This window comes from Ligilactobacillus hohenheimensis (assembly GCF_947381805.1).
Taxonomy (GTDB): Bacteria; Bacillota; Bacilli; order Lactobacillales; family Lactobacillaceae; genus Ligilactobacillus; species Ligilactobacillus hohenheimensis.
This window is the reverse complement of record NZ_CANCXC010000004.1, coordinates 161,186-183,745: the sequence shown is the minus strand read 5'-3', so window position 1 is coordinate 183,745 and position 22,560 is coordinate 161,186. Positions and strand designations below refer to the sequence as shown.

The 22,560-nt window shown below is 52.7% G+C and carries 22 protein-coding genes; 2 read left to right on the top strand and 20 right to left on the bottom strand.

What is annotated here, in order from left to right; translation table 11 throughout:
* Positions 1 to 371: 371 nt before the first annotated feature.
* The 11 genes from lysS to pth form a co-directional block, all read right to left on the bottom strand.
* Positions 372 to 1,862, bottom strand: a complete 1,491-nt coding sequence (lysS, locus tag QOR60_RS06370; protein WP_283582538.1) for a lysine--tRNA ligase — start codon at positions 1,860 to 1,862, stop codon at positions 372 to 374.
* 49 nt (positions 1,863 to 1,911) lie between these two features.
* Entirely contained in the window at positions 1,912 to 2,919 is a 1,008-nt protein-coding gene (dusB, locus tag QOR60_RS06365) for a tRNA dihydrouridine synthase DusB (RefSeq protein WP_283582537.1), read from the bottom strand.
* 2 nt (positions 2,920 to 2,921) lie between these two features.
* On the bottom strand, positions 2,922 to 3,815 hold the full coding sequence (gene hslO / locus QOR60_RS06360; protein WP_283582536.1) for an Hsp33 family molecular chaperone HslO: 894 nt from the start codon (positions 3,813 to 3,815) through the stop codon (positions 2,922 to 2,924).
* Between the two features lie 103 nt (positions 3,816 to 3,918).
* Entirely contained in the window at positions 3,919 to 5,976 is a 2,058-nt protein-coding gene (gene ftsH, locus QOR60_RS06355) for an ATP-dependent zinc metalloprotease FtsH (protein WP_283582535.1), read from the bottom strand.
* Positions 5,977 to 6,069: 93 nt separating this feature from the next.
* Positions 6,070 to 6,609 carry a hypoxanthine phosphoribosyltransferase gene (gene hpt / locus QOR60_RS06350; RefSeq protein ID WP_283582534.1) on the bottom strand — a complete coding sequence of 180 codons (540 nt, stop codon included), beginning with the start codon at positions 6,607 to 6,609 and terminating at the stop codon, positions 6,070 to 6,072.
* On the bottom strand, positions 6,602 to 7,957 hold the full coding sequence (gene tilS / locus QOR60_RS06345) for a tRNA lysidine(34) synthetase TilS (RefSeq protein ID WP_283582533.1): 1,356 nt from the start codon (positions 7,955 to 7,957) through the stop codon (positions 6,602 to 6,604). The genes hpt and tilS overlap by 8 nt, the downstream gene beginning before the upstream one ends.
* A gap of 86 nt (positions 7,958 to 8,043) precedes the next feature.
* The gene (locus tag QOR60_RS06340) at positions 8,044 to 8,478 is read right to left on the bottom strand and encodes a S1 domain-containing RNA-binding protein (RefSeq protein WP_283582532.1); all 435 of its coding nucleotides are present in this window, start codon (positions 8,476 to 8,478) and stop codon (positions 8,044 to 8,046) included.
* 57 nt (positions 8,479 to 8,535) lie between these two features.
* Positions 8,536 to 8,919 carry an FtsB family cell division protein gene (locus tag QOR60_RS06335; protein ID WP_283582531.1) on the bottom strand — a complete coding sequence of 128 codons (384 nt, stop codon included), beginning with the start codon at positions 8,917 to 8,919 and terminating at the stop codon, positions 8,536 to 8,538.
* 92 nt (positions 8,920 to 9,011) lie between these two features.
* The gene (locus tag QOR60_RS06330) at positions 9,012 to 9,284 is read right to left on the bottom strand and encodes an RNA-binding S4 domain-containing protein (protein ID WP_283582530.1); all 273 of its coding nucleotides are present in this window, start codon (positions 9,282 to 9,284) and stop codon (positions 9,012 to 9,014) included.
* Between the two features lie 30 nt (positions 9,285 to 9,314).
* Complete coding sequence (gene mfd, locus QOR60_RS06325; RefSeq protein ID WP_283582529.1) at positions 9,315 to 12,827, bottom strand: transcription-repair coupling factor; 3,513 nt, start codon at positions 12,825 to 12,827, stop codon at positions 9,315 to 9,317.
* Positions 12,828 to 12,838: 11 nt separating this feature from the next.
* Positions 12,839 to 13,399: an aminoacyl-tRNA hydrolase gene (pth, locus tag QOR60_RS06320; protein WP_283582528.1), complete on the bottom strand. Its 561-nt coding sequence runs from the start codon at positions 13,397 to 13,399 to the stop codon at positions 12,839 to 12,841.
* A 224-nt stretch (positions 13,400 to 13,623) separates the two neighbouring features.
* On the opposite strand from pth, the gene QOR60_RS06315 reads away from it, so the two are divergent.
* Both QOR60_RS06315 and cbpA read left to right on the top strand, forming a co-directional pair.
* Positions 13,624 to 14,586 (top strand): L-lactate dehydrogenase, encoded by a 963-nt coding sequence (locus QOR60_RS06315; RefSeq protein ID WP_283582527.1) that lies wholly within the window; start codon positions 13,624 to 13,626, stop codon positions 14,584 to 14,586.
* Between the two features lie 140 nt (positions 14,587 to 14,726).
* Positions 14,727 to 15,362 carry a cyclic di-AMP binding protein CbpA gene (cbpA, locus tag QOR60_RS06310; protein WP_283582526.1) on the top strand — a complete coding sequence of 212 codons (636 nt, stop codon included), beginning with the start codon at positions 14,727 to 14,729 and terminating at the stop codon, positions 15,360 to 15,362.
* A gap of 5 nt (positions 15,363 to 15,367) precedes the next feature.
* Here the strand turns inward: cbpA and QOR60_RS06305 are convergent, their stop codons facing one another.
* From QOR60_RS06305 to QOR60_RS06265, 9 genes are all read right to left on the bottom strand, one after another.
* On the bottom strand, positions 15,368 to 15,583 hold the full coding sequence (locus QOR60_RS06305; protein ID WP_283582525.1) for a hypothetical protein: 216 nt from the start codon (positions 15,581 to 15,583) through the stop codon (positions 15,368 to 15,370).
* A 66-nt stretch (positions 15,584 to 15,649) separates the two neighbouring features.
* A complete protein-coding gene (locus QOR60_RS06300) occupies positions 15,650 to 16,036 on the bottom strand; it encodes a type II toxin-antitoxin system PemK/MazF family toxin (protein WP_283582524.1) in 387 nt (128 codons plus the stop codon).
* A 24-nt stretch (positions 16,037 to 16,060) separates the two neighbouring features.
* Complete coding sequence (locus QOR60_RS06295; protein ID WP_283582523.1) at positions 16,061 to 16,306, bottom strand: hypothetical protein; 246 nt, start codon at positions 16,304 to 16,306, stop codon at positions 16,061 to 16,063.
* Between the two features lie 72 nt (positions 16,307 to 16,378).
* A complete protein-coding gene (gene alr, locus QOR60_RS06290; protein WP_283582522.1) occupies positions 16,379 to 17,497 on the bottom strand; it encodes an alanine racemase in 1,119 nt (372 codons plus the stop codon).
* Positions 17,494 to 17,871 (bottom strand): holo-ACP synthase, encoded by a 378-nt coding sequence (gene acpS / locus QOR60_RS06285; protein ID WP_283582521.1) that lies wholly within the window; start codon positions 17,869 to 17,871, stop codon positions 17,494 to 17,496. The genes alr and acpS overlap by 4 nt, the downstream gene beginning before the upstream one ends.
* A 21-nt stretch (positions 17,872 to 17,892) precedes the next feature.
* Entirely contained in the window at positions 17,893 to 19,374 is a 1,482-nt protein-coding gene (locus tag QOR60_RS06280; RefSeq protein WP_283582520.1) for a DEAD/DEAH box helicase, read from the bottom strand.
* Positions 19,375 to 19,383: 9 nt separating this feature from the next.
* Entirely contained in the window at positions 19,384 to 20,766 is a 1,383-nt protein-coding gene (locus QOR60_RS06275) for a UDP-N-acetylmuramoyl-tripeptide--D-alanyl-D-alanine ligase (RefSeq protein WP_283582519.1), read from the bottom strand.
* A gap of 237 nt (positions 20,767 to 21,003) precedes the next feature.
* A complete protein-coding gene (gene htpX / locus QOR60_RS06270) occupies positions 21,004 to 21,903 on the bottom strand; it encodes a zinc metalloprotease HtpX (protein WP_283582518.1) in 900 nt (299 codons plus the stop codon).
* 13 nt (positions 21,904 to 21,916) lie between these two features.
* Positions 21,917 to 22,477: a LemA family protein gene (locus tag QOR60_RS06265; protein ID WP_283582517.1), complete on the bottom strand. Its 561-nt coding sequence runs from the start codon at positions 22,475 to 22,477 to the stop codon at positions 21,917 to 21,919.
* Between the last annotated feature and the right edge of the window lie 83 nt (positions 22,478 to 22,560).

Below are 22,560 nucleotides of genomic sequence, written 5' to 3'. Positions count from 1 at the left end.
GTTAAATTATGTTGCTCAAAAGAGCCCTACACATTTAATTCGTCGATACTGTGTTCAGTTTTCAAAGATCTATCCCGCTGTCTCGCGACAACTACTATATAATACCATCATCCTAAATTAGCGTCAACATTTTATCCCCTCTTTTTTCCCAAATTCTTCCCCTGTTTCTCATGCAAAAAGAAGCCATGATCTAGAACAAAACGTCCCGCCTTTCTTTCCTGCAAACTCGGAACGGCTTAAAATCACAGCTTCTTATTGCTTATCCGTTTAAACTTTACACCAAAACCAGGGAATAATTTACAATCCGTAAACCATCTGCAATAACTCACAGATTGTTCCGCTAACCTCTCAACCCATTTCTTTTTCTATTATTATTCTGGCCGCCGGGTTGGGAATAACAGAACATCCCGAATTGATGGCGCATCCGTTAACAGCATTACCAACCGGTCGATTCCAATTCCTAGACCACCCGTTGGCGGCATCCCGTATTCCATCGCTTCAAGGAAATCTTCGTCGATACTCTCGGCCTCATCATTTCCGGCCTGCCGTTCAGCGGCCTGGGCCTCAAACCGTTCCCGCTGATCAATTGGATCGTTCAACTCGGTAAAGGCGTTAGCGTATTCGCCCCCCAAAATGAACAATTCAAACCGGTCCGTGAACCGCGGATCACTAGCGTTCTTCTTAGCAAGTGGTGAAACCTCAACTGGATGACCGTAAACAAACGTCGGGTCAACAATCTTATCCTCACAGAACGTTTCAAAAAATTCGTTGATAATGTGCCCGACTTGCCAGTAGTCTTCGTAATGAACGTTGTGTTCATCGGCCACTTTCCGGGCTTCCTCAAGCGTCATTTCCTGCCAGAAATCAACCCCCGTCACGTCCTTGATCATGTCAACCATGTGAACGCGTTTAAACGGCTTATCAAGGTTAACTTCCTTCCCCTGATACGTCACGATTCCGTTATCAGTAACAACCTTCGCGGCCGCCTTAAAGATGCCTTCAGTTTCATCCATGACATCCTTAAAGTCCCAGTAGGCCGCATACGTTTCCAGGGTGGTAAATTCTGGGTTGTGGCGGGTATCAATTCCTTCATTCCGGAAAACCCGGCCCAGTTCATAGACCCGTTCCATACCACCAACAATCAACCGTTTTAACGGTAACTCCAGGGCAATCCGCAGGTAAAGGTCAATGTCCAGCGCGTTATGGTGCGTGATAAACGGCCGGGCAGCCGCCCCACCGGCCATGTTGTTTAATACCGGTGTTTCCACTTCAATAAAGCCGTTATCATCCAAATATTTCCGCACTGCCCGAATAATCTTACTCCGGTTAATGAACCGGTCGTAACTGTCCTTGTTGGTAATCAAATCAAGGTACCGCTGGCGGTAAACCTGCTCAATATTTTGTAATCCGTGGTACTTATCCGGAAGTGGCCGGAGCGCCTTTGACAGGTGCGTGAGTTTTGTTACACGGAGGGTCAACTCACCCATGTCAGTCTTAATCACTTCACCGGTAATTCCCAGGAAGTCCCCGAGGTCTGCCCGTTTGAAAATATGGTACTGGTCCTCGCCAACAACGTCCTTCCGCACGTACAGCTGCATCTTCCCGGTCCGGTCCTGCAGGTCGGCAAAGCCAACCTTACCCTTTCCCCGTTTAGCAACCATTCGCCCAGCAATCGTCGCCGTGATTCCTGAATCGTTGAGTTCTTCCTTACTCATTTCGCCGTACTTTGCGTGCAGCTCCGCGTTCATCGCGTTCCGCTCAAACCGGTGACCAAACGGATCGATTCCTTCGTCACGCAGCTCTTGCATTTTCTGCCGCCGTACCCGCATTTGATCGTTCATTGGCTGCTGCTTCTTTGCCATCCTTAATCGTCCCTTCTTCGTCCTTAGTCCCTGTCAGTATACCATAAAACTAACGCTGCTCCCGGCGCGCCTGGCGTTCCTCGTAATCTGCAAGGAACTTATCAAAAATCGCAATCATTTCTTCTTCGGTGTCAGCATCGTTTAACGCCGCCTTAGTCCGGGCAGAACGCGGAATCCCCTTTAAGTAGTATGCCGCTTGCGACCGGAATTCCTTCGGGCCAACCACTTCACCCTTAATTTTGATCAACCGGTGCAGGTGCTCCTTAGCCACCTTAATCTTCTCCGCCGGGGTTGGCTGCGCAATCTTTTCACCAGTTTCCAGGTAGTGAGCAACCTCGCGCACAACCCACGGATTTCCGAGGGCTGCTCGTCCGATCATCACGGCAGTACAACCGACCTCATCGAGCATCTTCTTCGCAAGTTCAGGCGTCCGCACGTCCCCGTTTCCAATAAACGGAATCTTAGTAAGGTGATCGTTTACGTCCTTTAAAATTTCCCAGTTTGCGTGACCGGTGTACATCTGCTTCCGGGTCCGGCCGTGCATTGCTAAAGCGGCAACCCCCGCTTCTTCGGCTGCCAAGGCGTTTTCAACGGCCAAAATGTGGTCGTCATCCCACCCGGTCCGCATCTTCACCGTCACCGGAATATCTACACTGTGCACAACGGCATTCAACATGTGGTAAATCTTGTCGGGATCGAGCAACCACTTTGAACCCGCCTCGGTCTTGGTAACTTTAGGCACCGGGCATCCCATGTTAATGTCAATAATATCCGTTCCGGTATTTTCCTGAACAAACTGCGCCGCCTCAACCAGGGTATCCTCATCACCGCCAAAAATCTGAATGCTGACCGGGTGCTCATTGGGGTTAACAAAGAGCATGCCGAGCGTCTTCTTATTCCGAAAATGGATTCCCTTATCCGAAATCATTTCGCATTCGACCAGTCCAGCACCGAATTCCCGACAAATTGTCCGGAAGGCCACGTTTGTCACCCCAGCCATCGGCGCAACAACGACCTGATTCGGAATCTCAACGTTGCCAATCTTCCATTTTGTCACGGCTAATCCTCCTTCTGCGTTGCCTTTTTCAAAATTTCCCGAAGTTCTTGTTCGTTGAACCGATAAGTCTTCCCGCAGAAATGACACACTGCTTCCGCCCCGTGATCCTCATCAATCATCTGTTGGAGGTCAGCCGGAGCGACACTCGCAAGCGCCGTTGCAAACCGCTCCTTTGAACAATCACACGCGTACTTAACCGGCATCTTTTCAAGAATTTTAAGGTTATCCTGACCGCAAATGCTTGCGAGAATCTCTTCTGGTGTTTTATGCGCCCGCATTTGCTCTGAAATTGGCGCCATTGCATTAATCTGCTTTTCCACCTTAGCGATTACGTCATCATCCGCTCCGGGCATCACCTGAAGCATGAATCCGCCGGCCGTTGCAATCGTATTATCATCGTTCACAAATACCGATAACCCCACCGCTGATGGAATTTGTTCGGATTTGGCCAGATAGTACGTAAAGTCTTCCCCTAACTCACCTGACACCAACGGAACTTCCCCGGTAAACGGCTCCTTCAATCCCAGGTCCTTTGTTACCGCCAGGAACCCCTTCGTCCCGACGGCCCCCTTAACGTCAATCTTGTGCTGGTCGTTAAGCGGAAGGTGAACGTGTGGGTGCTGCACGTAACCCTTCACCGTTCCGTGAGCGTTCCCGTCGACAACAATCCCGCCAACCGGACCATCGCCGTTGACCTTAACCGTCATCCGCTCATCATCCGTCAGGGATGCGGCACTCAACATCAACGTTGCGACAATGCTCCGGCCAAGGGCAGCCGACGCCGCACTCCAGGTATCATGCAACTGCTGGGCCTGACTCACAGTGGCACTTGCATCCACTGCATATGCCCGAATTTGGCCATCAAACGCCAGGGCCTTTACTAAGTAATCACTCATTTTATGCACTCCTTTCAACCGTAATTTCCAGTAGTGATTTTATCATGTTTACATGGACGACAAAAGCGGGCCGGCCGTTTGCTGCGACCATCCCGCTTTGTGCTTATTTATCTGACTGGTGGTTATGCGGATAGAACGTTACCGTTTTATTGGCATCGTCAGCGTCTTTACCGTCGTAACGCTCCGCTTCCTTCTGTTCGAGGGCCCGCTTTGATTCCTCAAAGGTCGCCGCCTTCTCACTCGGGAATTCGTCCTCATCCTGTGCCGGCATCTTCCCGGTCTTGTACAGGCTAAGGATTTGCTTTTCATCCAGCGTCTCATACTTTAACAGGGCTTCGGCGATTACCCGGTGCTGCTCACGGTGCTCCTGGATAATCTTCGTGGCCGTTGCCATTCCTTCGTCAGACAACCGCTTAACCTCAGCATCAATTGTGTTGGCAGTTTGGCCAGAATAACTGTGCTGCCCGGCCATCTCACCAGGATTCATGCTGGCATCACCTTCGTACTGAACCGGGCCAAGCTTTTCACTCATTCCGTACTCAGTCACCATTGCCCGGGCTAACTGCGTTGCCTGTTGGAAGTCGTTTGCCGCCCCGGAAGACTGACTGTCAAAGATGATTTGCTCAGCAGCACGACCACCCATCAACCCGGCAATCTGCTCCTTGAGGTTTTTCTTTGACATCAACATTTGATCTTCCTTCGGCAACATAATGGCGTATCCACCGGCGCGCCCCCGCGGCACAATCGTTACCTTATGAACGACCCGTGCATCGTTTAGAACCAACCCAACGATGGTGTGCCCCGCTTCGTGGAAGGCCACGGTTTCGCGTTCGTGCTTACTGATTACCCGGTCACGCTTTGCTGGCCCGGCAATTACCCGGTCCTCCGCTTCGTCAAGGTCGGACGAATCAATTTGCTTCTTGTTCCGCCGGGCAGCCAGTAAGGCCGCTTCGTTTAACAGGTTTTCGAGGTCAGCCCCCACAAACCCTGGCGTTTGCTTAGCAATCATCTTCAGGTCAACGTCATCCGCAAACGGTTTGTTCCGGGCATGAACTTTCAAGATGGCTTCCCGGCCCTTAACGTCCGGCCGGCCAACCAAAATCTTCCGGTCAAACCGTCCGGGCCGCAGTAACGCCGGATCCAACACGTCAGACCGGTTGGTAGCGGCCATCACGATGACGTTTTCGTCACCTTCAAACCCGTCCATTTCAACCAGCAACTGGTTTAACGTCTGTTCCCGTTCGTCGTGGCCACCGCCCATGCCGTTGCCCCGGCGACGACCAACCGCATCAATTTCATCGATGAAGATAATCGCCGGTGCGTTCTTCTTGGCGGTTTCGAAGAGGTCCCGGACCCGGGATGCACCGACCCCGACAAACATTTCAACGAAGTCCGAACCAGAAATTGAGTAGAACGGAACACCCGCTTCGCCGGCAACCGCCTTTGCGAGCAACGTTTTCCCGGTTCCTGGCGGGCCCTCAAGTAAAACCCCGGACGGAATCTTCGCGCCAAGTGCCTTAAACTTCCGCGGATTACGGAGGAACTCAACAACCTCAACCAGTTCCTGCTTTTCCTCTTCTTCCCCCGCTACATCGGAGAACCGCACCTTGTTTTTCTTCTTGTCAATCGGTTTGGCCTTGGACTTGCCAAAACTCATCATCCGGCCGCCCTGACCACCCTGGCCAGCCTGTCCCATCATCATGTAGAAGAAGAACAGGAAGAAAATTACCGGTGCCACGTAAATCAGCAGCTGCATCCAAATACTATTTGATGAATCCGCCTTTGCATTATTTTTTACGTGGTACTTGTTAGCATACCGCTGAATCTCGCGGGCAGTCGGGTCGTTGGCAAGCACGGTGGCCGTAAAACTTGTCACCTTATTCGTGCTGCTTCCCGTCCCCAAAAGGCCGTTATTGGAACTATGGGTCTTCTTCGGGTGACGGTACGTCCCCGTTACCTTATAAGTTGATCCCGACGGCTGCATCGTATAACTCTTAACGTTGTTTTCCTTCAACGCCGTAATGAACTGGCTGGACTGAATTTGCTGACTAGACGAACCCGTCTTGCCACCAAAGAAGTAGTAGCCCATTCCAATTACACCAAGAATTATCACGAGGTAGAACAGCACGTTGCGGAATAACCCATTACGCTTGTTATTCATGCGTTCACTTCCTCAATTTTCAAAAATTTATCACTATTCATTAATGACTATCACGGTAAATCTTACCACATTTGACTATTATTGACTAACCCATTAATCAGAATAGACCTCTGGCTTTAAAACACCAACGTACGGGAGGTTCCGGTACTTTCCAGCATAGTCTAGCCCGTACCCAACAATAAATTCGTTGGGTACGTTAAACCCAACATAGTCTGGGGTGATTGCCTTTTCCCGCCGGTCGTGCTTATCGAATAAGGTGCATACCTTGACGGAAGCAGCGTTACGGTGCGTCAGTAACCCCACGAGTTTATCAAGGGTCCGGCCCGTGTCAATGATGTCCTCAACAATCAGCACGTTCCGGCCACTCACGGAAACGTCCAGGTCCTTCAGGATGCGAACGTCCCCCGTTGATTCGGTCCCGTCACCGTAACTTGAAACGTCCATAAAATCGAGCTCCAGGTAAGTTTTAATCTCCCGGACAATGTCCGTCATAAACATTACGGCACCCTTCAAAACACAGATAACCAGGGGATTCTTTCCCGCAAAGTCCGCCGTAATCTGTTCACCCATCTTCTGGCATGCTTGCTGGATGTCTTCCCGACTGTATAGGACCTTCAAAATATCGTTATCCACCGTTCGTTCTCCTTCCCGTCGCTGACCGATAAACTACTATGTATTGCCCTATTCTAGCATCTCCACCGGTGAGTGACAAATCACTGTACTTAACGCCTAAAACGGCAATTACTTCTCCGCTTGTCGTAACGACTACCGGCCAGTTAGTCCGCTGGCCTTTCGGAATACGGGCGGCCTGCAACACCCGTTTAACCCGCTGGTGCCCAGCCCGGGTGATAAGCCGGTCACCCGGCTGCCGGGAACGGACAGTTAATGGTTCGTTAGCTACCGGAAGGGCTGGGCCTGCAACCGAACATGCCGACCGCGCAAACAATCCCACCATACCGCCAGTAGGAAGCATCACCCAGTTACCCGGAGTCAGCCGCAGCGAAAACGGCGCCGTTACTGGGAACGGATAGTGGTTTGCTTTAACCAGCCACCCCTGGCGTTTAACAAGCCAAAACGAACCACAGGCTACCATTCCGTCAGGCCGCTGCGGATTAGCTGCAAGTTGTTTCACCTGAGCCCGTTGCCGGCCGGTCATTGCCGGCGCAAACCGGTCAAGCACCCCATCCTGAATCGCGGCTGGCAACCGTTGCAGACGCTGGCAGTTGACGCCCCGATCCGGCGAAACAACCTGATTCCACTCCCGGTCAACCGCCCATTGCACTGCAGCGAGGAGCTGCCGGACCCCACTAGCAGCCGCGTTAATGTGGGTTACCGCTGCTGGATTTTCCCGTTCCAGCTGAGGAATAACGTGGTGGCGGATCCGGTTGCGTTGCACGGCGTCTTCCCCGTTTGTCTCATCGTCAAAAAAGCGGACGTGATGCCGGAGCGCATATGCCAGCAGCTCCTCCTTGCGCATTCCCAAGAGCGGGCGAATCACCTGAAGTCTTCCGCCGAACGGCCGACATGGTTGAATTCCCTGCAGGCGATTTACCCGTCCGCCCCGAATCAGCTTCTGGACGACGGTTTCAGCCTGGTCATCAGCGTGGTGGGCCGTTATCAGGGTTGGAATTTTATTTGCCTCCATTACCCGTTTAAAAAAAGCGTACCGAAAATCCCGGGCCGCCGCTTCAATCCCCTTTTTCGGGTGCTGGGTGAAGGCCCACTGCGTCTGGTAGAGGGGCAGGTGGTGCTGCTGGCAATACGCCTCTACGTACGCCGTTTCGGCCTGACTGGCTGCTCGTAGCTGATGATCAACGTATGCCACGGCAAGCTGGGGCCGCTCTTCCTGCGGCAATCGTTGGAGGAGGGTGATGAGGACCATCGAATCACTTCCAGCCGAGACAGCAACAAGAACGGGCTGCTGGGCAAGGTGAAAAGCACTCATCGCCTGCCGGAACCGTAACTCAAGTTGATCTGCCATCTCATCCACCTCCGCACAAATTGTTAAAAAATAAGGGCTGCCGACCACCTGTGATCCTCAAGCCCTTCATCATGTTTACGTTCATCCTAACTCCGGCGGCCGCCACGACCACCGCGCTTTCCCTCGGTATTATGCTTAATCGTCGCTAACCGGGATTCGCTTTCCTTCAAAAAGTTAGCCATCATTGAATCAAAATCCTTGTTACCGCCGGACCGCTTCCGGCCATGAAATGATCCCCCCCGCGGTTGACCACCGCGACCATGTTCGTGATGCTCCCGTTGCGGCCGGTCAACCGCCTTCCGGATGGATAAACCAATCTTTCCGTCATCGCCAACGCTCAGGACCTTAACGGTCACCTCATCGCCGACCGTTAACACGTCATGAATATCCTTAACGTATTTATCCGAAACCTCGCTAATGTGTACCAAGCCGGTCTGGTTATCACCAAGATCAACAAATGCTCCAAAGTTAGTAATCCCCGTAACCTTACCCGTTACCTTTTGTCCAACTTCAATCGCCATAAAAAGCTTTACTCCTCCTAAACATTCCGTCCTCCACGGGAAACCCCGCACCATTACCTAATTATTGTCCGATACATTCGTCTGCGGGAGGTTATAAACCGTCTCGCCCTTCTTAGTGTAGTTATACCGTTGGCGAATTACCTTTTGTACATAGTCGTTATTACTGAGCTGCTGGACCTGTTGGCTAAGGCTGGCATTCCGGGCCTTTGCCCGCTGAAGCTTGCGTTCGGCCACCGCCGTTTGCTTGTTCACCTGGTGGGTCTCAACCTCCGCCTGAACAATCCGGATCCCGCAAAAAAACGTGACGATTACGACAATAACCGCTAACAGTCCCATCCGGAACCGCGTTCCGCGGGACTGCCGTTCATTTGCCGCACTCTCTTGTTTTTTTTGCTGAAAATAAGCGTTATTGAGCACCTTAATTTTTGAGCGCTTTGCCACTCGTTTTCACCCCCGTAATTCCGGCTACTTCTAGTGGGAAATTATACCAAGAAGTCCTATGGTTGTCTAACTACTCCCGCCAACTATCTCCCTTAAAACGAGCCGAAGTCTTCCTTGTAGTCCTCCGCTACAACACGGTACAAATTAGCCGCATCACTCTTCTTTGTCGTATCCTTAATTCCCGTTACCTCAACGGTTAACGTTTTATTTCCGAAGTTAATCACGAGTTCATCGCCAACCGCCACGTTGCTTGATGACTTCGCCTGTTTCTGGTTAATCGTAATCCGTCCCTGATCAGCAATTTCCTTTGCAACCGCCCGCCGCTTAATAATCCGGGCAACCTTTAAATATTTATCCAACCGCATTTTTAACCACTCCTTGTTTAGTTAGTCGTTTTACTTCTTATCGTCTTCATCCCGCTCCGCAGTCTGCCGGGCCGTCACCACCTGGGCGACCGCCTGCGCAAACGACTGCAGCTCAGTAAGTACCTGGGCCATCTTCATCCGGGGCTGGATGACAAACCGCACCCCTAAATGTCCGTCGTGTTCGTCCAGAACCGCGTGTAGATGGGTTTGCGCCACCGCCTGCAATAACTGCTTAGCCGTCAGCAGGTGATCAACCGCTGGATCAAAGGTCACCGTAATCTGCTTGTCAGTTTGATTGATGACCGTAACGAGGGCTGCCGCTGCGTTCATGCGGAGTACGCCAACCTCCAGCAAGTTAGCAACCGCATCCGGATATTCACCAAAACGGTCAATCAAATCGTCCTGAATCTCGCGGTACTCATCAATCCCCGTCAGCTGCCGGATCCGCTTATACATCTCAATTTTTTGCCGTTGGTCACTAATATAGTCTGCCGGAATGTACGCCTCGATTGCAAGGTTAATTTCCGGATTGGTCCGGCGCTTGGGCTGGTGTCCCTGCTTCCGGGCCACCGCCTCGTTTAACATTTGGGTGTAAAGGTCGTATCCAACCGAATCAATGAACCCGTGCTGTTCCCGACCCAATAGGTTGCCAGCGCCCCGAATTGAAAGGTCGCGCATCGCAATCTTAAAGCCCGCACCCAGTTCGGTAAAGTCCCGGATGGCTTCAAGCCGCTTTTCGCTCACCTCTGACAGTGCCTTGTTAGGTTGATACATAAAGTACGCGTACGCAATCCGGCTTGACCGGCCAACCCGGCCCCGGAGCTGGTAAAGCTGGGCTAACCCCATCCGGTCAGCGTCCTCAACGAATAACGTATTTACGTTGGGCATATCAATGCCGGTTTCAATGATGGTGGTTGTCACCAAAACATCGTATTCCCCCGCTAAAAAGTCCATCAGTATTCGTTCGAACTGAGGTTCAGGCATCTGACCATGAATTGCGGCAATCCGCGCTTCAGGAACCAACGCTTCGAGCTCCGTGACTACCCGGTCAATGTCATGGACCCGGTTATGCAGGTAAAAGACCTGGCCGCCCCGAGCCAACTCCCGCCGAATCCCCGCCACAATGACGTCGTAGTTTTGTTCCAACACGTACGTCTGAATCGGGTACCGGTTCAGCGGCGCAGTCTCAATCACGGATAAATCCCGGACCCCAAGCATCGCCATGTTAAGCGTCCGCGGAATCGGGGTTGCCGTTAACGTTAAAACATCCACGGTTGCCTTGAGTTGCTTAAGCCGTTCCTTATGCTTGACGCCAAAGCGCTGCTCCTCGTCAATAATCAGTAACCCCAGGTCGTGGAAGTGTACGTCCTTTGACAAAAGCCGGTGGGTTCCCACGATAATGTCGAGTTTCCCGGCTTGCAGGTCAGCTAGTAGTTGCTGAGCTTCCTTGGCAGTTGTAAACCGGGACAGCACGCCAACCGTAACGGCAAAGTTCTTAAACCGCTGCTTCATCGTTTCGTAGTGTTGCTGGGCCAAAACGGTGGTCGGCACGAGAAACGCAACCTGCTTGCCGTCCAACACTGCCTTGTACGCTGCCCGGAGCGCTACCTCGGTTTTTCCGTAGCCAACGTCCCCAATCAACAGCCGGTCCATCGGCCGTTCCCGTTCCATATCATGCTTGACTTCCTTGATACTCCGGAGCTGGTCAGCCGTTTCAGCGTACGGAAAGGCATCGTCAAACTCGCGCTGGTCGGCATCATCCGGGGAAAAGGCGAAGCCCCGCTTGGCCGCCCGTTCAGCGTACAGGTCAATCAGATCATCAGCGATATCCTCAATCTTCGCCGCAACCCGTTTTTTCGTCTTCTGCCACTCGGTTCCCCCGAGTTTATTCACGTGCGGGGGCTTCGCATCGGCCGCCACGTATTTCTGAATCCGGTCAAGCTGGGTAACGGGAATGAAGAGTTGGTCATCGCCCCGGTACATGATCGTCATGTAATCCTGATGTTTCCCGTCAACGGTCATCGTCTTCATGCCCATGTACCGCCCAATTCCGTGATTTACGTGGACGACGTAATCGCCCTTTTTCAGGTCGGTATACGACTTTAGCCGCTCCGTGTTAGCCATCGTTGTCCGTTTTGCGCGGTGATGGGTGACCTTCGCAAACAGCTCACTAGCCGTGAGCACGACCACCCCCGCAGAAAACATTTCAAACCCCGTTACTAATCCCCCTGCGACCACCTGAACCTTGCCTGGTTGGAGGTTATCCGGCGTGGTTTCAAGGGCGGCGACTTCGAAATCAGCAAGGGTTGCCATCACCTTATCCCGCCGGTCCCGCTCAGGAACAAGCAGGATTACGGTTTGGTGCTCATGACGCCACCGGTCTAGTTCGGCCTTTAACGCCGGCATCTGCCCGTAAAACCGTTGAACCGGTCGGGTTTGGGCATTTGCCAACTGGCTAAACCGTAAGTGGCCAACGCTCCTGTCTAGGCCAGTAACAAAGAGTTCCCGGTGCCCGTTAGTTTGTTCAATATCCCGGATTGCCTTGCCGAACTGCTCACCCTGAGCGAGTAGCGGGTGGCTTTCAACCCACTCCTCCTCATCAGCGACGAGTTCCTGCTCGTAATCAGTAATCCGGGCATAATCATCAAACACAACCAGCCCGTCATCGGGCAGATAATCCACTAACGTGTTGTGAGCGGGAAAAAGCCGGGGTCCAAGAACTAAATGTGCCGGAATCAGGGCATGCGCCTGCAACCCCGGAAGTAACTGGGCGACCTGCTGGGCAACCGCCTCATCTCCCGTTTCTTGCTGCTGTTTTTGCAATTTTGCGGCCACCTGGTCCATCACCTCATCAGCAGCCAGTAACGTTGTCGCTGGTGAAATGGTCACCGTCGTGGTATTAGCGATACTCCGCTGGTTTGCCTCGTCAAACGTCCGGAGGGAGTCCACTTCAGTATCAAACAGGTCCACCCGCACTGGATGGGGTAAATTTAACGGATAGATATCCAGAATGGAACCCCGCACCGCAAAGTCCCCCGGCCGGCCAACCATTTGCTCCCGCTGGTAGCCCATTCTGGTTAACTGCGCAACCGTTGCTTCGAGGTCAAGGTCGGCGCCAACGGTAATGGTGATGTGGGCCGCCTGCCAGGTTGCTGGCGCCGGGAGAAAGTGCCGCACCCCAGCGACCGCGGTCACAATGATCCGCGGTTCGCCGGTCATCAGTGCGTTTAACGCCTGAATACGCTGCGCCCGGAACTCCGGCGAACTGGTTGCCATCTCAGCCGCCAGGACCTCTTCAAACGGAAAGAGCAGCACGGAATCAGGCGCCACGACGTTTTGCAGGTCATCAACAAGCTGTTGGGCCCGGAAAAGCTGGTCACACACAACCACCATGGGCTGCTGTACTTGCCGAAAAACCGCTGCTAGAAGAAGTGTTTTGGCGGACCCCGTCAGGCCGGTCATCATGTGGCGGCGGCCCTTATTAAGGTTTGCCACCCAGTGCCGGACATCCTTATTCTGTTCTAACAGCGTTGTGACCTTCAAAGTTCAGCCCCCTATCCGTTATACCGGTTCATTACCTGATTAAAATCATCCGTTAAAACCCATTCCTGCAATCCTTTGACGGCTTTCGTAACCGTTTCGTCAAACGTAATCCGTTCGGGCGCACTAAACTGGGAGAGCACCCAGTTAACCACGGTCATCTTTGTGGGATGCCCAATTCCTAATTTTAAGCGTTTAAAATCCTGCCCGCCAACGTGGGCAATGACGCTTTTAATGCCGTTATGCCCACCAGCTGAACCCTTCGCCCGGAAACGCAACCGGCCGAGTTCCATATCCATGTCGTCCTGAATAATCATCAATTCATCCCGGCTTACCTTGTAGTAGTCCATCAACTGGCGGACGGCGCGGCCCGATTCGTTCATGTACGTCGTCGGCTTTACCAGCAGCACCCGTTCACCATCAATGTGGGCGGTGGCCGTCAACGCGTCGCCCTGCACGTGGTTAATTGTGACGTTATTTTGCGCCGCCAATTCATCAATCACCATGAAACCGACGTTATGCCGTGTTCCCGCGTACTCCTGGCCGATATTCCCCAGGCCGACAATCATTTTCATCCGTAACCCCTCCATTTTTACCGTTACACAAAAAGCCCAGACACAGGGGTGCCGCGGGCGCTTCACTATTATGTATGTTTATTATACAACGGCGCACAAGACCATGAATCATTGATCAATTTCGAAATCGCTTTCTTTTTGCTTGTCCCAGAAATTAAAGCATGGTACATTGTGATTAGTGATAACAGTCACAAATACTTACTTAACAGAAGGAAGGACGCACTATGAACAAGCACCATTCAAAAATTATGCTCGTTGGGGACGGCGCGGTCGGCTCCACGATTGCTTACGCCCTCACCCTCGAAGGAATCGGGGCCGAACTCGGAATCATCGACATCAAGAAGGATCACAGTTACGGTGACGCCATTGACCTGGAAGACGCCACGGCCATTAGCGCCCCTAAAAACATCTACGCTGCTGACTATGCCGATTGTAAGGACGCTGATTTGGTGGTTATCACAGCCGGCGTTCCGCGGAAACCCGGTGAAACCCGGTTACAGCTAGTTGGGAAAAACCTCACAATTTTAAAATCAATTGTTGATCCCGTTGTCCAATCCGGGTTCAACGGTATTTTCGTCGTTGTTGCCAACCCCGTTGACGTTCTTACGTACGCAACGTGGAAGCTGTCCGGATTCCCGAAGGACCGGGTCATTGGCGCCGGCACCGCCCTCGACAGTTCCCGGATTCGGGTGGCCCTTGCAAAGGAATTAGGAATTGCGGACGCCCGGTCAGTTCACGCGTACGTCCTCGGTGAACACGGCGATTCCCAGGTAGCCGCTTACTCCGCCGCAACCGTTGGGGGCACGCCGTTGTTAACATATGCTTCAGCAAAGGGCGTTTCAACCAACCGCCTGCATGAAATCGAAGAAGACGTTAAGCACAAGGGTGGCACAATTATTGCTAAGAAGGGGGCCACCTTCTACGGCATCGGGGCGGCCACAGCCCGGCTGTGCAAGGCCATCCTGAACGATGAACAGAGCGTAATTATTACGTCTGCTTACCTGGACGGCCAGTATGGCATTCATAACGTCTTCACGGGGGTTCCGAGCGTTGTTGGTGGTGACGGGCTGAAGGAAATTATTGAAATGGACCTCAGCACCGAAGAGCGCGCCCAGCTCCAACATTCCGCAACGGTCCTTCGCGGGGTTCTGGATGACGCGCTTAAGGAAGCCGGCATTCCCGACTAATCCCTTTTAACTAAGAAACAAATAGCGCCCTGCTTATCCGGCAATTACCGGACTTGCGGGGCGCTTTTTAAATTCCCCGTTTCATGGGGAAGATTTTATGGTATGGTAGACGGGAGTTAAGGTACCGGGAGGGATAGATCATGCTAATGAAGGACCTCATTAAGCCCAAAGCTGAACTTACAACTGTACGTGAGGACGCTACCCTAGAAGAAGCACTCACCGTTTTAGAAACATCCGGGTTCCGGTGCGTCCCAATCCTTGACGCGACGGGTAACATCTACCGCGGAAACATCTATAAGATGCACATCTACCGGCATAAATCCCGTGGTGGTGACATGCAGCTGCCCGTGACCCACCTGCTGAAAAACGCAACCAAGTTTGTCACGCTAAACTCCCAGTTCTTCACGGTCTTCTTCGCCATCCGGGACCTGCCGTACATTACCGTTTTAGACGAAAACAACCGGTTTTATGGGATTTTGACCCATAACCGGCTCCTTAAAATGCTCTCACAATCGTGGAACGTCGATATTGGGAGCTACGTTTTGACGGTCACCTCACCAGACGAACGGGGGGATCTTGTTAGCATCGCCAAAATTATCACGAAGTACACCGCCATTGCCAGCTGCATGACGCTTGATATCCGGACGGATGGGGAACCCCGGCGGACAATGTTCACCCTGCCAGCTGACGTAACCCCCACAAAGCTTAACAAAATTGTGGCTAACCTTAAGCGCAAACACTTTGACGTTCCTGAAATTGAAAACCTCCGGGAATAGTTTTCCTAAATCCGCGTGACCTGAAGAACCGCATCCACGTACTCCTTTTTCGGGTGGGTTGCATCGTGAACGATAATTGTCCGCTCCACCACGCGCCACTGGGCATTGTTATCGCCCACCATTAACGTGTCTCCAGGAAGCGGAAGAATTCCTAATTCAACCGTTACCGTTCCTGAATTTCCCTGAAGTGGTTGATCCGCATTGATTTGTACTCGCCACATCTTTCATCATCCTTACTATTATTAAACTCAACTTTACTTCACTGGTAAAAAAGCGCGGCCAACCACCTAGTGTTCCCGCGATTTTCCGGTATGTAACCGCACTAACCCCACGCTCACCTTTAACGCCTCATCAACGTCGTGCATCATTTGTGAATCAAGGTGGGTTACCCGGTCCGTCAACCGCTGCTTATCAATCGTCCGAATTTGCTCAAGCAACACAACGGAATCCCGCTCAAGCCCTGTTTTCTTAGCTTCCAGGGCCACGTGCGTCACCATCCGCGGCTTTGTAATCCGGGAAGTAATTGCCGCCACAATCACCGTTGGACTGTACTTATTACCAATATTATTCTGGATTACCAGTACCGGCCGGCTTCCTCCCTGCTCTGAGCCAACAACCGGTGAAAGGTTTGCGAAGAAGACATCGCCCCGCTTCACCACGCTATTCTCTGTCAATTAAAATCCCCCATTACTGTCGCCTTAATTACGGCGGGAATCCGCAGTCTCCTCCTGCTGAACACCCTCCGCAATTGGCCGGTTAATTGTTCCCATTACACCGTATCCCGTGATTAACTGTTCCAGGTACGGCTGGTACTTTAAAATGTGCGCCGCATACTCCGGATGCGTCACTAAATCTTCCCGTGTAACCTCGTAAAAAGCACAATACTCTGCTAGGTGCTTGTAACCTGTAATATCTGCTTGCTCGTTATTTCCGTATTTAGTCATGGCGCCTCTATCCCTTATTAAGTTCTCCAGTTCCATAATAAACCACGGAACGCCACACCAGTCAAGGTTCTTTTATTTACGGTATTCGCGTTTAATTCGGCCTGATAAGCAACACGTAATTTCGTAGTTAATCGTGTGCGCATAATCAGCAACGTCCTGCGGGGTAATCACACTACCGTTATTTTCGCCAATTAACGTGACCCGCGTCCCTTGAGGATAGGCGTGCGGGAGCCGAATCATGAACTGGTCCATGCATACACGCCCAACAATCTCACAAAAATGACCATCAACCAGAACCTGGGAACCCTGCATTCGCCGGAGCCACCCATCGGCATAGCCCATCGGCACGGTCCCAATCCATTCGGGCTTTTGCGCCGTGTAGGTCTTGCCGTATCCCACCGAGTCACCCGGGTTAATCTGCTTAACAAACACGAGCTCACTTTCAAGGGTCAAAGCTGAATGGAACCCCGCCGGCATCGCCTGGGCCGTTCCCGCCGGATTCATCCCGTACATTGCTACTCCTAACCGGATGGCGTTTCCGCCACACTCCTTGTGCCACAACGCAGCGGCAGAGTTAGCAACGTGTACAAACCGCGGTTTGGCAGTCACAGGTGCCATTAGTTCCTTAAACCGGGCCATTTGCTGCTCGTAGTAGGCTGGATCCGGATCATCGGCCGTCGCAAAGTGGGTAAAGATCCCCTCCAGGTCAAACTCCTGGGGATGAGCCGTAATAAACTGCAGAGCCCTTTGCAGTTCATCTGAACTGGTAAAGCCAATCCGGCCCATTCCTGAATCAAGTGCCAGGTGGACCTTTAACCGCCGGTGTTCCTGCGCTAAAAGCGGCTGGGCGGCGGTTAAAAAGGCGGTATCGGCCACCGTTACGGAGAGGTCGTGCATTGCACTGTATACCGCCGTATTGGCCGACGTTACCCCCAGAACCAGAATCGTTTTCGTGATTCCCGCGTTCCGGAGGGCAACCCCTTCGTCAATAACCGCAACACAAAAACCGTCGACGCCTGCTTCTACGGCCGCCTGAGCGACTGGTAACAGCCCATAACCGTAGGCGTTGGCCTTAACGACCGCAAACAATGACTGGTCGGCGGCCATCCGGGCCCGTTCCCGCCGAATATTTTCCTTAATTGCTCCTAAATCAATGATTGCCTTGGAGTTCCGGTGCTTTCCAATAATCACTCGTCTTCCCCTCCGTTCTGTTCCAGAATCACTTCCGTCCCCGCCAGCTCATCCGTATGAGTGATACTAACATGGGCGGTTAACACCCCTTCCCGGGGATGGGCGGCGAAGTATGGTTTCCCCGCCCTATCATTTAAAACCGTGAGATCGTGGAACCCCACGCTTTTGCCAATTCCCGTTCCCAGTGCCTTACTGTACGATTCCTTTGCCGAGAACCGGCCCGCTAAGTATTCAACCTGGCGTTTTGGCGATGGTAACGCATCGTACTGTTCCCGCTCGCGGGGAGTTAGGACGTAGTCAATAAAGTGCTGCTTGGCTGCCGCTCGCTTTATCTGGGCTAGCGGAGCAACATCAATCCCAATCCCGTAAATCATCCGGTTCCCTCCTTAACTAAACTACTTCTTCTTGCGAATCGTGTATCCGCCTGCCCGCTTGCGGCCATCCTGCCGCGTTCTTGTCCGGCGCTTAGTGGTTTTGCGGGAAGAACCTTGCTGCGTTTTCTCCCGCTGTTTACCATTCGGCCGGTGTCCCCGGTTATTCTCGTGGTGCCGCCGGGGAAGCGGGCGTTCCGCCGTAATGCGCACGGGAAGCGTCCGTTGTTGATCCTTGGTTAGTTCATCGACAAACGCCGTGACCAAATCAACCGCATCATTATGTGCTAACAATTGCCGGGCAACATCCTCGTACTTCGTATGGTCGGTTTGTGCCACTAACTCTTGAATTCGCCGTTGCGCCTGGGCAAGCTGGCCCGCAAACGCCTCGTCCTGGGTTGGGGGCTTGAGCGGCATCATTCGTTTATTAGTCAGCTGCTCAATCGCCCGAAGGTACGGGCGTTCGTTTCCAGTAACAAAGGTGACCGCCACCCCGTGTTTTCCGGCCCGGCCAGTCCGCCCAATCCGGTGAACGTAGCTCTCTGGGTCCTGGGGAATGTCGTAGTTATATACGTGGGTCACCGCAGAAATATCCAGTCCCCGCGCGGCGACATCCGTTGCGACCAGGACGGCCAACCGCCCCGCACGAAACTGGCGCATGATAAGTGTGCGTTGCTGCTGGGTCAAATCACCGTGGATTCCCCCAGCATTAAATCCTCTGGTTTGCAATCCCCGGGTCAGCTCATCCACCCGGCGCTTAGTCCGGCCAAAAATAATCGCATACCGCGGGTGTTGGACGTCTAAGAGGCGGGTAAGGGTATCAAACTTCTCCCGCTCCTGCACCCGCACAAAGTACTGGTCAACAAGGTCGGTAGTCAGTTCCTGCGTCTGCACCTTCACGATTGCCGGGTGCGTCATGAACTGCTGGCTGACCTGCATAATTGCCGGGGGCATCGTTGCGGAAAACAGTAACGTCTGCCGTTTCGTAGGGGTCTGTTTAAGAATATGCCGGATATCATCCAAAAAGCCCATATCAAGCATTTCATCGGCTTCGTCCAGCACCACCGTCTGCACGTTACTTAAATCAATGGTGTGGCGGTTAAGGTGATCAAGGAGTCGTCCCGGGGTCCCCACTAAAATCTGCGGGGGACGCCGTAAGCTCCGAATCTGGCGGCGGATATCCGCCCCCCCATAAACAACCTGCACGTGAGCGTGTTTTTCCTTTCCCAGCTTAAACAACTCTTCCTGGGTCTGGCCGGCCAACTCCCGCGTTGGGGCAATGACCAGCGCCTGAATAACGTTTCTTCCCGGATTAATCCGCTGAAGAAGCCCTAACCCAAAAGCAGCCGTCTTCCCGGTTCCCGTTTGAGCCTGCCCCACAACGTCTGTCCCGGCTAATTCCAGCGGAATGGTTTTTGCCTGAATCGGGGTGGGCGTGGTGTACCCGCACCGGGCAACCGCAGCAAGTAGTTCCTGATCTAAACCTAAATCTGCAAACTGTTCCACGTTTTTCTCCTAACCAACTGACGGTGTTGTCAGCGCCGCCAAGACCTTCTCAAGGTGCATGCCGTGACTTCCCTTCAAGAGAACAATGTCATCAGCTTGCACGGTCGACAATAAATCATTAATTAAAACGGGTTGTTGGGCCAACGGGTACCAGTGAACCTGGTCTTTCCCGTAGCGGTCAGCCAACGCAGCCGCGAGGTTCTTCATCAGGTCACCACACAGGTAAACCTGCTGAATCTTCCGGTGATCGAGGGCATCCGCTAACGCTGCGTGCATCGCCGCTCCCTGCTCTCCAAGCTCCAACATGTCACCCAAAACAACGATCCGCCGGCCGTCTGTTGGGGCTTTAGTAAATGCCGCTAACACTTCCCGCGCCGCCGTTGGGTTGGAGTTATACACGTCGCTCAAAATCCGCATTCCACTCGGTGCAACCCGCCATTCCGTCCGGTTCGCGGTGAGTGCAAACGTCCCTAACGCCTCCCGCATATCAGCGGCGGGCACCTTAAATAACTGTCCTACACTTAACGCTGCCAAAGCGTTCATCACGTTATACGTCCCAATCATGTTGACGGTCATTGGCTCATCCGGCCACGCACTAGCCGTAAACGTCGTGGTCGTCGCATCCCCCGTGATTTTCCGGGCGACAAGGTCATCACCCTTTTGCGTCCCAAACGTGCGGACATCCTGCGCTAAGTCAGCGGTCCGCGCCCGTAACAGCGGCTCATCACCGTTGTATACCAGGGTCCCGTCCGCCTTCAGCCCGTGGGTAATTTCCATCTTCGCATCCGCAATGCGTTCCCGGGTTCCAAAGAATTCGATGTGGGCTTCCCCAATCATGGTAATCACCGCAACGTCTGGCGACACCAGCTTGCTTAGTGCATCAAGTTGGCCGCTGCGATCCATGCCCATCTCAACGACCAACACTTCCGTCCGTTCATCCATTCCCAGCACGGTAACTGGCACACCAATTTCATTATTGAAGTTGGCGTTCGTCTTGTGAACGGTAAAGGTCGTTCCCAGAACCGCGGCAATCATATCCTTCGTGGTCGTTTTGCCGTTACTTCCCGTTACGGCAACCACCCGTGGATTAACCCGTTCAAGGTAGTACCGGGCAAGGCGTTGCAGTGCCGCTAAGGTATCCGGCACAACAATTGCGGGTAAGTCCGCTGGCACCGAGCCATGGTCAGCCTGCCATAGCGTTGCTACCGCACCAGCCCGCTTGGCCGCTGCGACGTACGCGTGCCCATCATGCTCGCCAATCAGCGGGATAAACAGTGCTCCTGCGGTTAACTGGCGACTATCAAACCCCACACTTGTAACCGTCACCTGACCAACATCAACCGGTTCAGGCGCGGCAAGCGCTTGGGCAACCTCACTTAACTGCATGTTCATATTATGCTTTCCTTCCGTTTCTTAAGGGCGGTCTTCCGCCCGTTCTCCCCGTTATTGTACCATACTGTATTTCCGGTAAAGTGAACCCTAACTATATTCCCTTCCCAGATAAAAGTCAATTAAAAACGGTCGTACCTAACAACAGAAACCTGGCATAAGGTAGCAACAAGGAGGTTACGCATTTTAACGCAACCTCCTTGCTGGAATAATAATTATCCTGTCATTTAATCAATCGAACTACATCGCTTCCAACCGCTTAATCCGGTCGGCCACCGGCGGGTGAGTATCAAAGAGGTGGGTCCACGACCGTTTTTTAAACGGGTTAGCAATGTATAACCCGGCGCTACTAGCATCGGCGGCCTTCATTGGTTCACTATCAGTGATTTTCTGCAACGCACTGATTAACCCATGCGGATTCCGGGTGAGCTCCACCCCCGAAGCATCGGCCAGGTATTCCCGGTTACGGGAGAGCGCCATCTGAGCAAGGGTGGCCGCCAGCGGTCCGAGCAGCAGCACTAACACCGACCCAACGGCAAACACAATTGTTAGTACGCTGTTTCCATTATCCTCATCATCCCGGTTGCCCCGGCCACCGCCCCACCAAAAGAAGCGCATCCCCATGCTTACCAGGACGGACACAACCGAAACGAGGGCAAGCGAAATGGTCTGGAGCCGAATGTCGTAATTGCGAATGTGGGAAACCTCGTGGGCAATTACCCCCTCTAGTTCTTCCCGGTTTAGCCGGTCCAACAACCCCTGCGTGACCGCAACCGCTGCTTCCTCTGGCCGGTTGCCCGTTGCAAACGCGTTCGGACTAGGGTCATCAATGATAAACACCCGGGGCATGGGAACATTTGCCGCTAAAGCCATGTCCTCCACCACGTGCCAGAGCTCCGGGTACTCGGCGGCCGTGTGAATCTCCCGGGCATGGTTCATGTTCATGACGATTTCAGTCGACTGACTCCAAGTCACAATGAAGTAAATAATCCCCAAAACCACCGCAGCAACCAGTCCCGCACTGATACTTCCGAAAAACAGGTCGCCCACAGCGGCGCCCACGACCGCAACCAGCAAAATAAATGCCGTCAGGACGTAAACCGTGCGGCGTTTATTCTGTGCAATTTGTTGAAACAACACGGTGCATCACCACCTAGAACTTTACTTCTGGGACCTGCTGGGCCTCATCTGGAGCCTGCAGGTAACCTACCTTAGTTAAGCCGCTTAACCGGGCAATGATGTTCGTCGGGAACGTCACTAATTTCTGGTTAAAGTTGGCCGCCTGGTTATTAAAAAGCTGCCGCGAGTACGCAATCTTGTTTTCGGTGTTACTTAGCTCCTCCTGTAACTGAGAAAACTCTGTGCTGGCCTTCAAATCAGGGTAATTTTCTGATAACGCAAAAATCGACTTTAAGCTATCAGTAATCTGATTAGAAAGTTCCATCTTTTGCTGGTGATCATCCGCCGGAACGTTAACCAACTGGTTCCGCAGCTGCACGACCTGTTCAAAGGTGCTCTTTTCGTGTTCGGCATACCCCTTTACCGTGTTAACCAGGTTCGGAATCAAGTCGTTCCGCCGCTGAAGCTGCACGTCAATTTGGCTCCACGCCTCTTCGGTGTATACCTTGGCCCGTTGAAGCCCGTTATACAAAACAATGTAGCCGCCGATTAAAATTACGGCCAACACAACAATAATGATGAGTAACCATTTCATTGTAGTTTCCTCCTTAAAGTTAGCTGTGAACCGAATGTAGGCCAATCATAGCATATTTACCCTGAAATCCAAATAAGAAATAA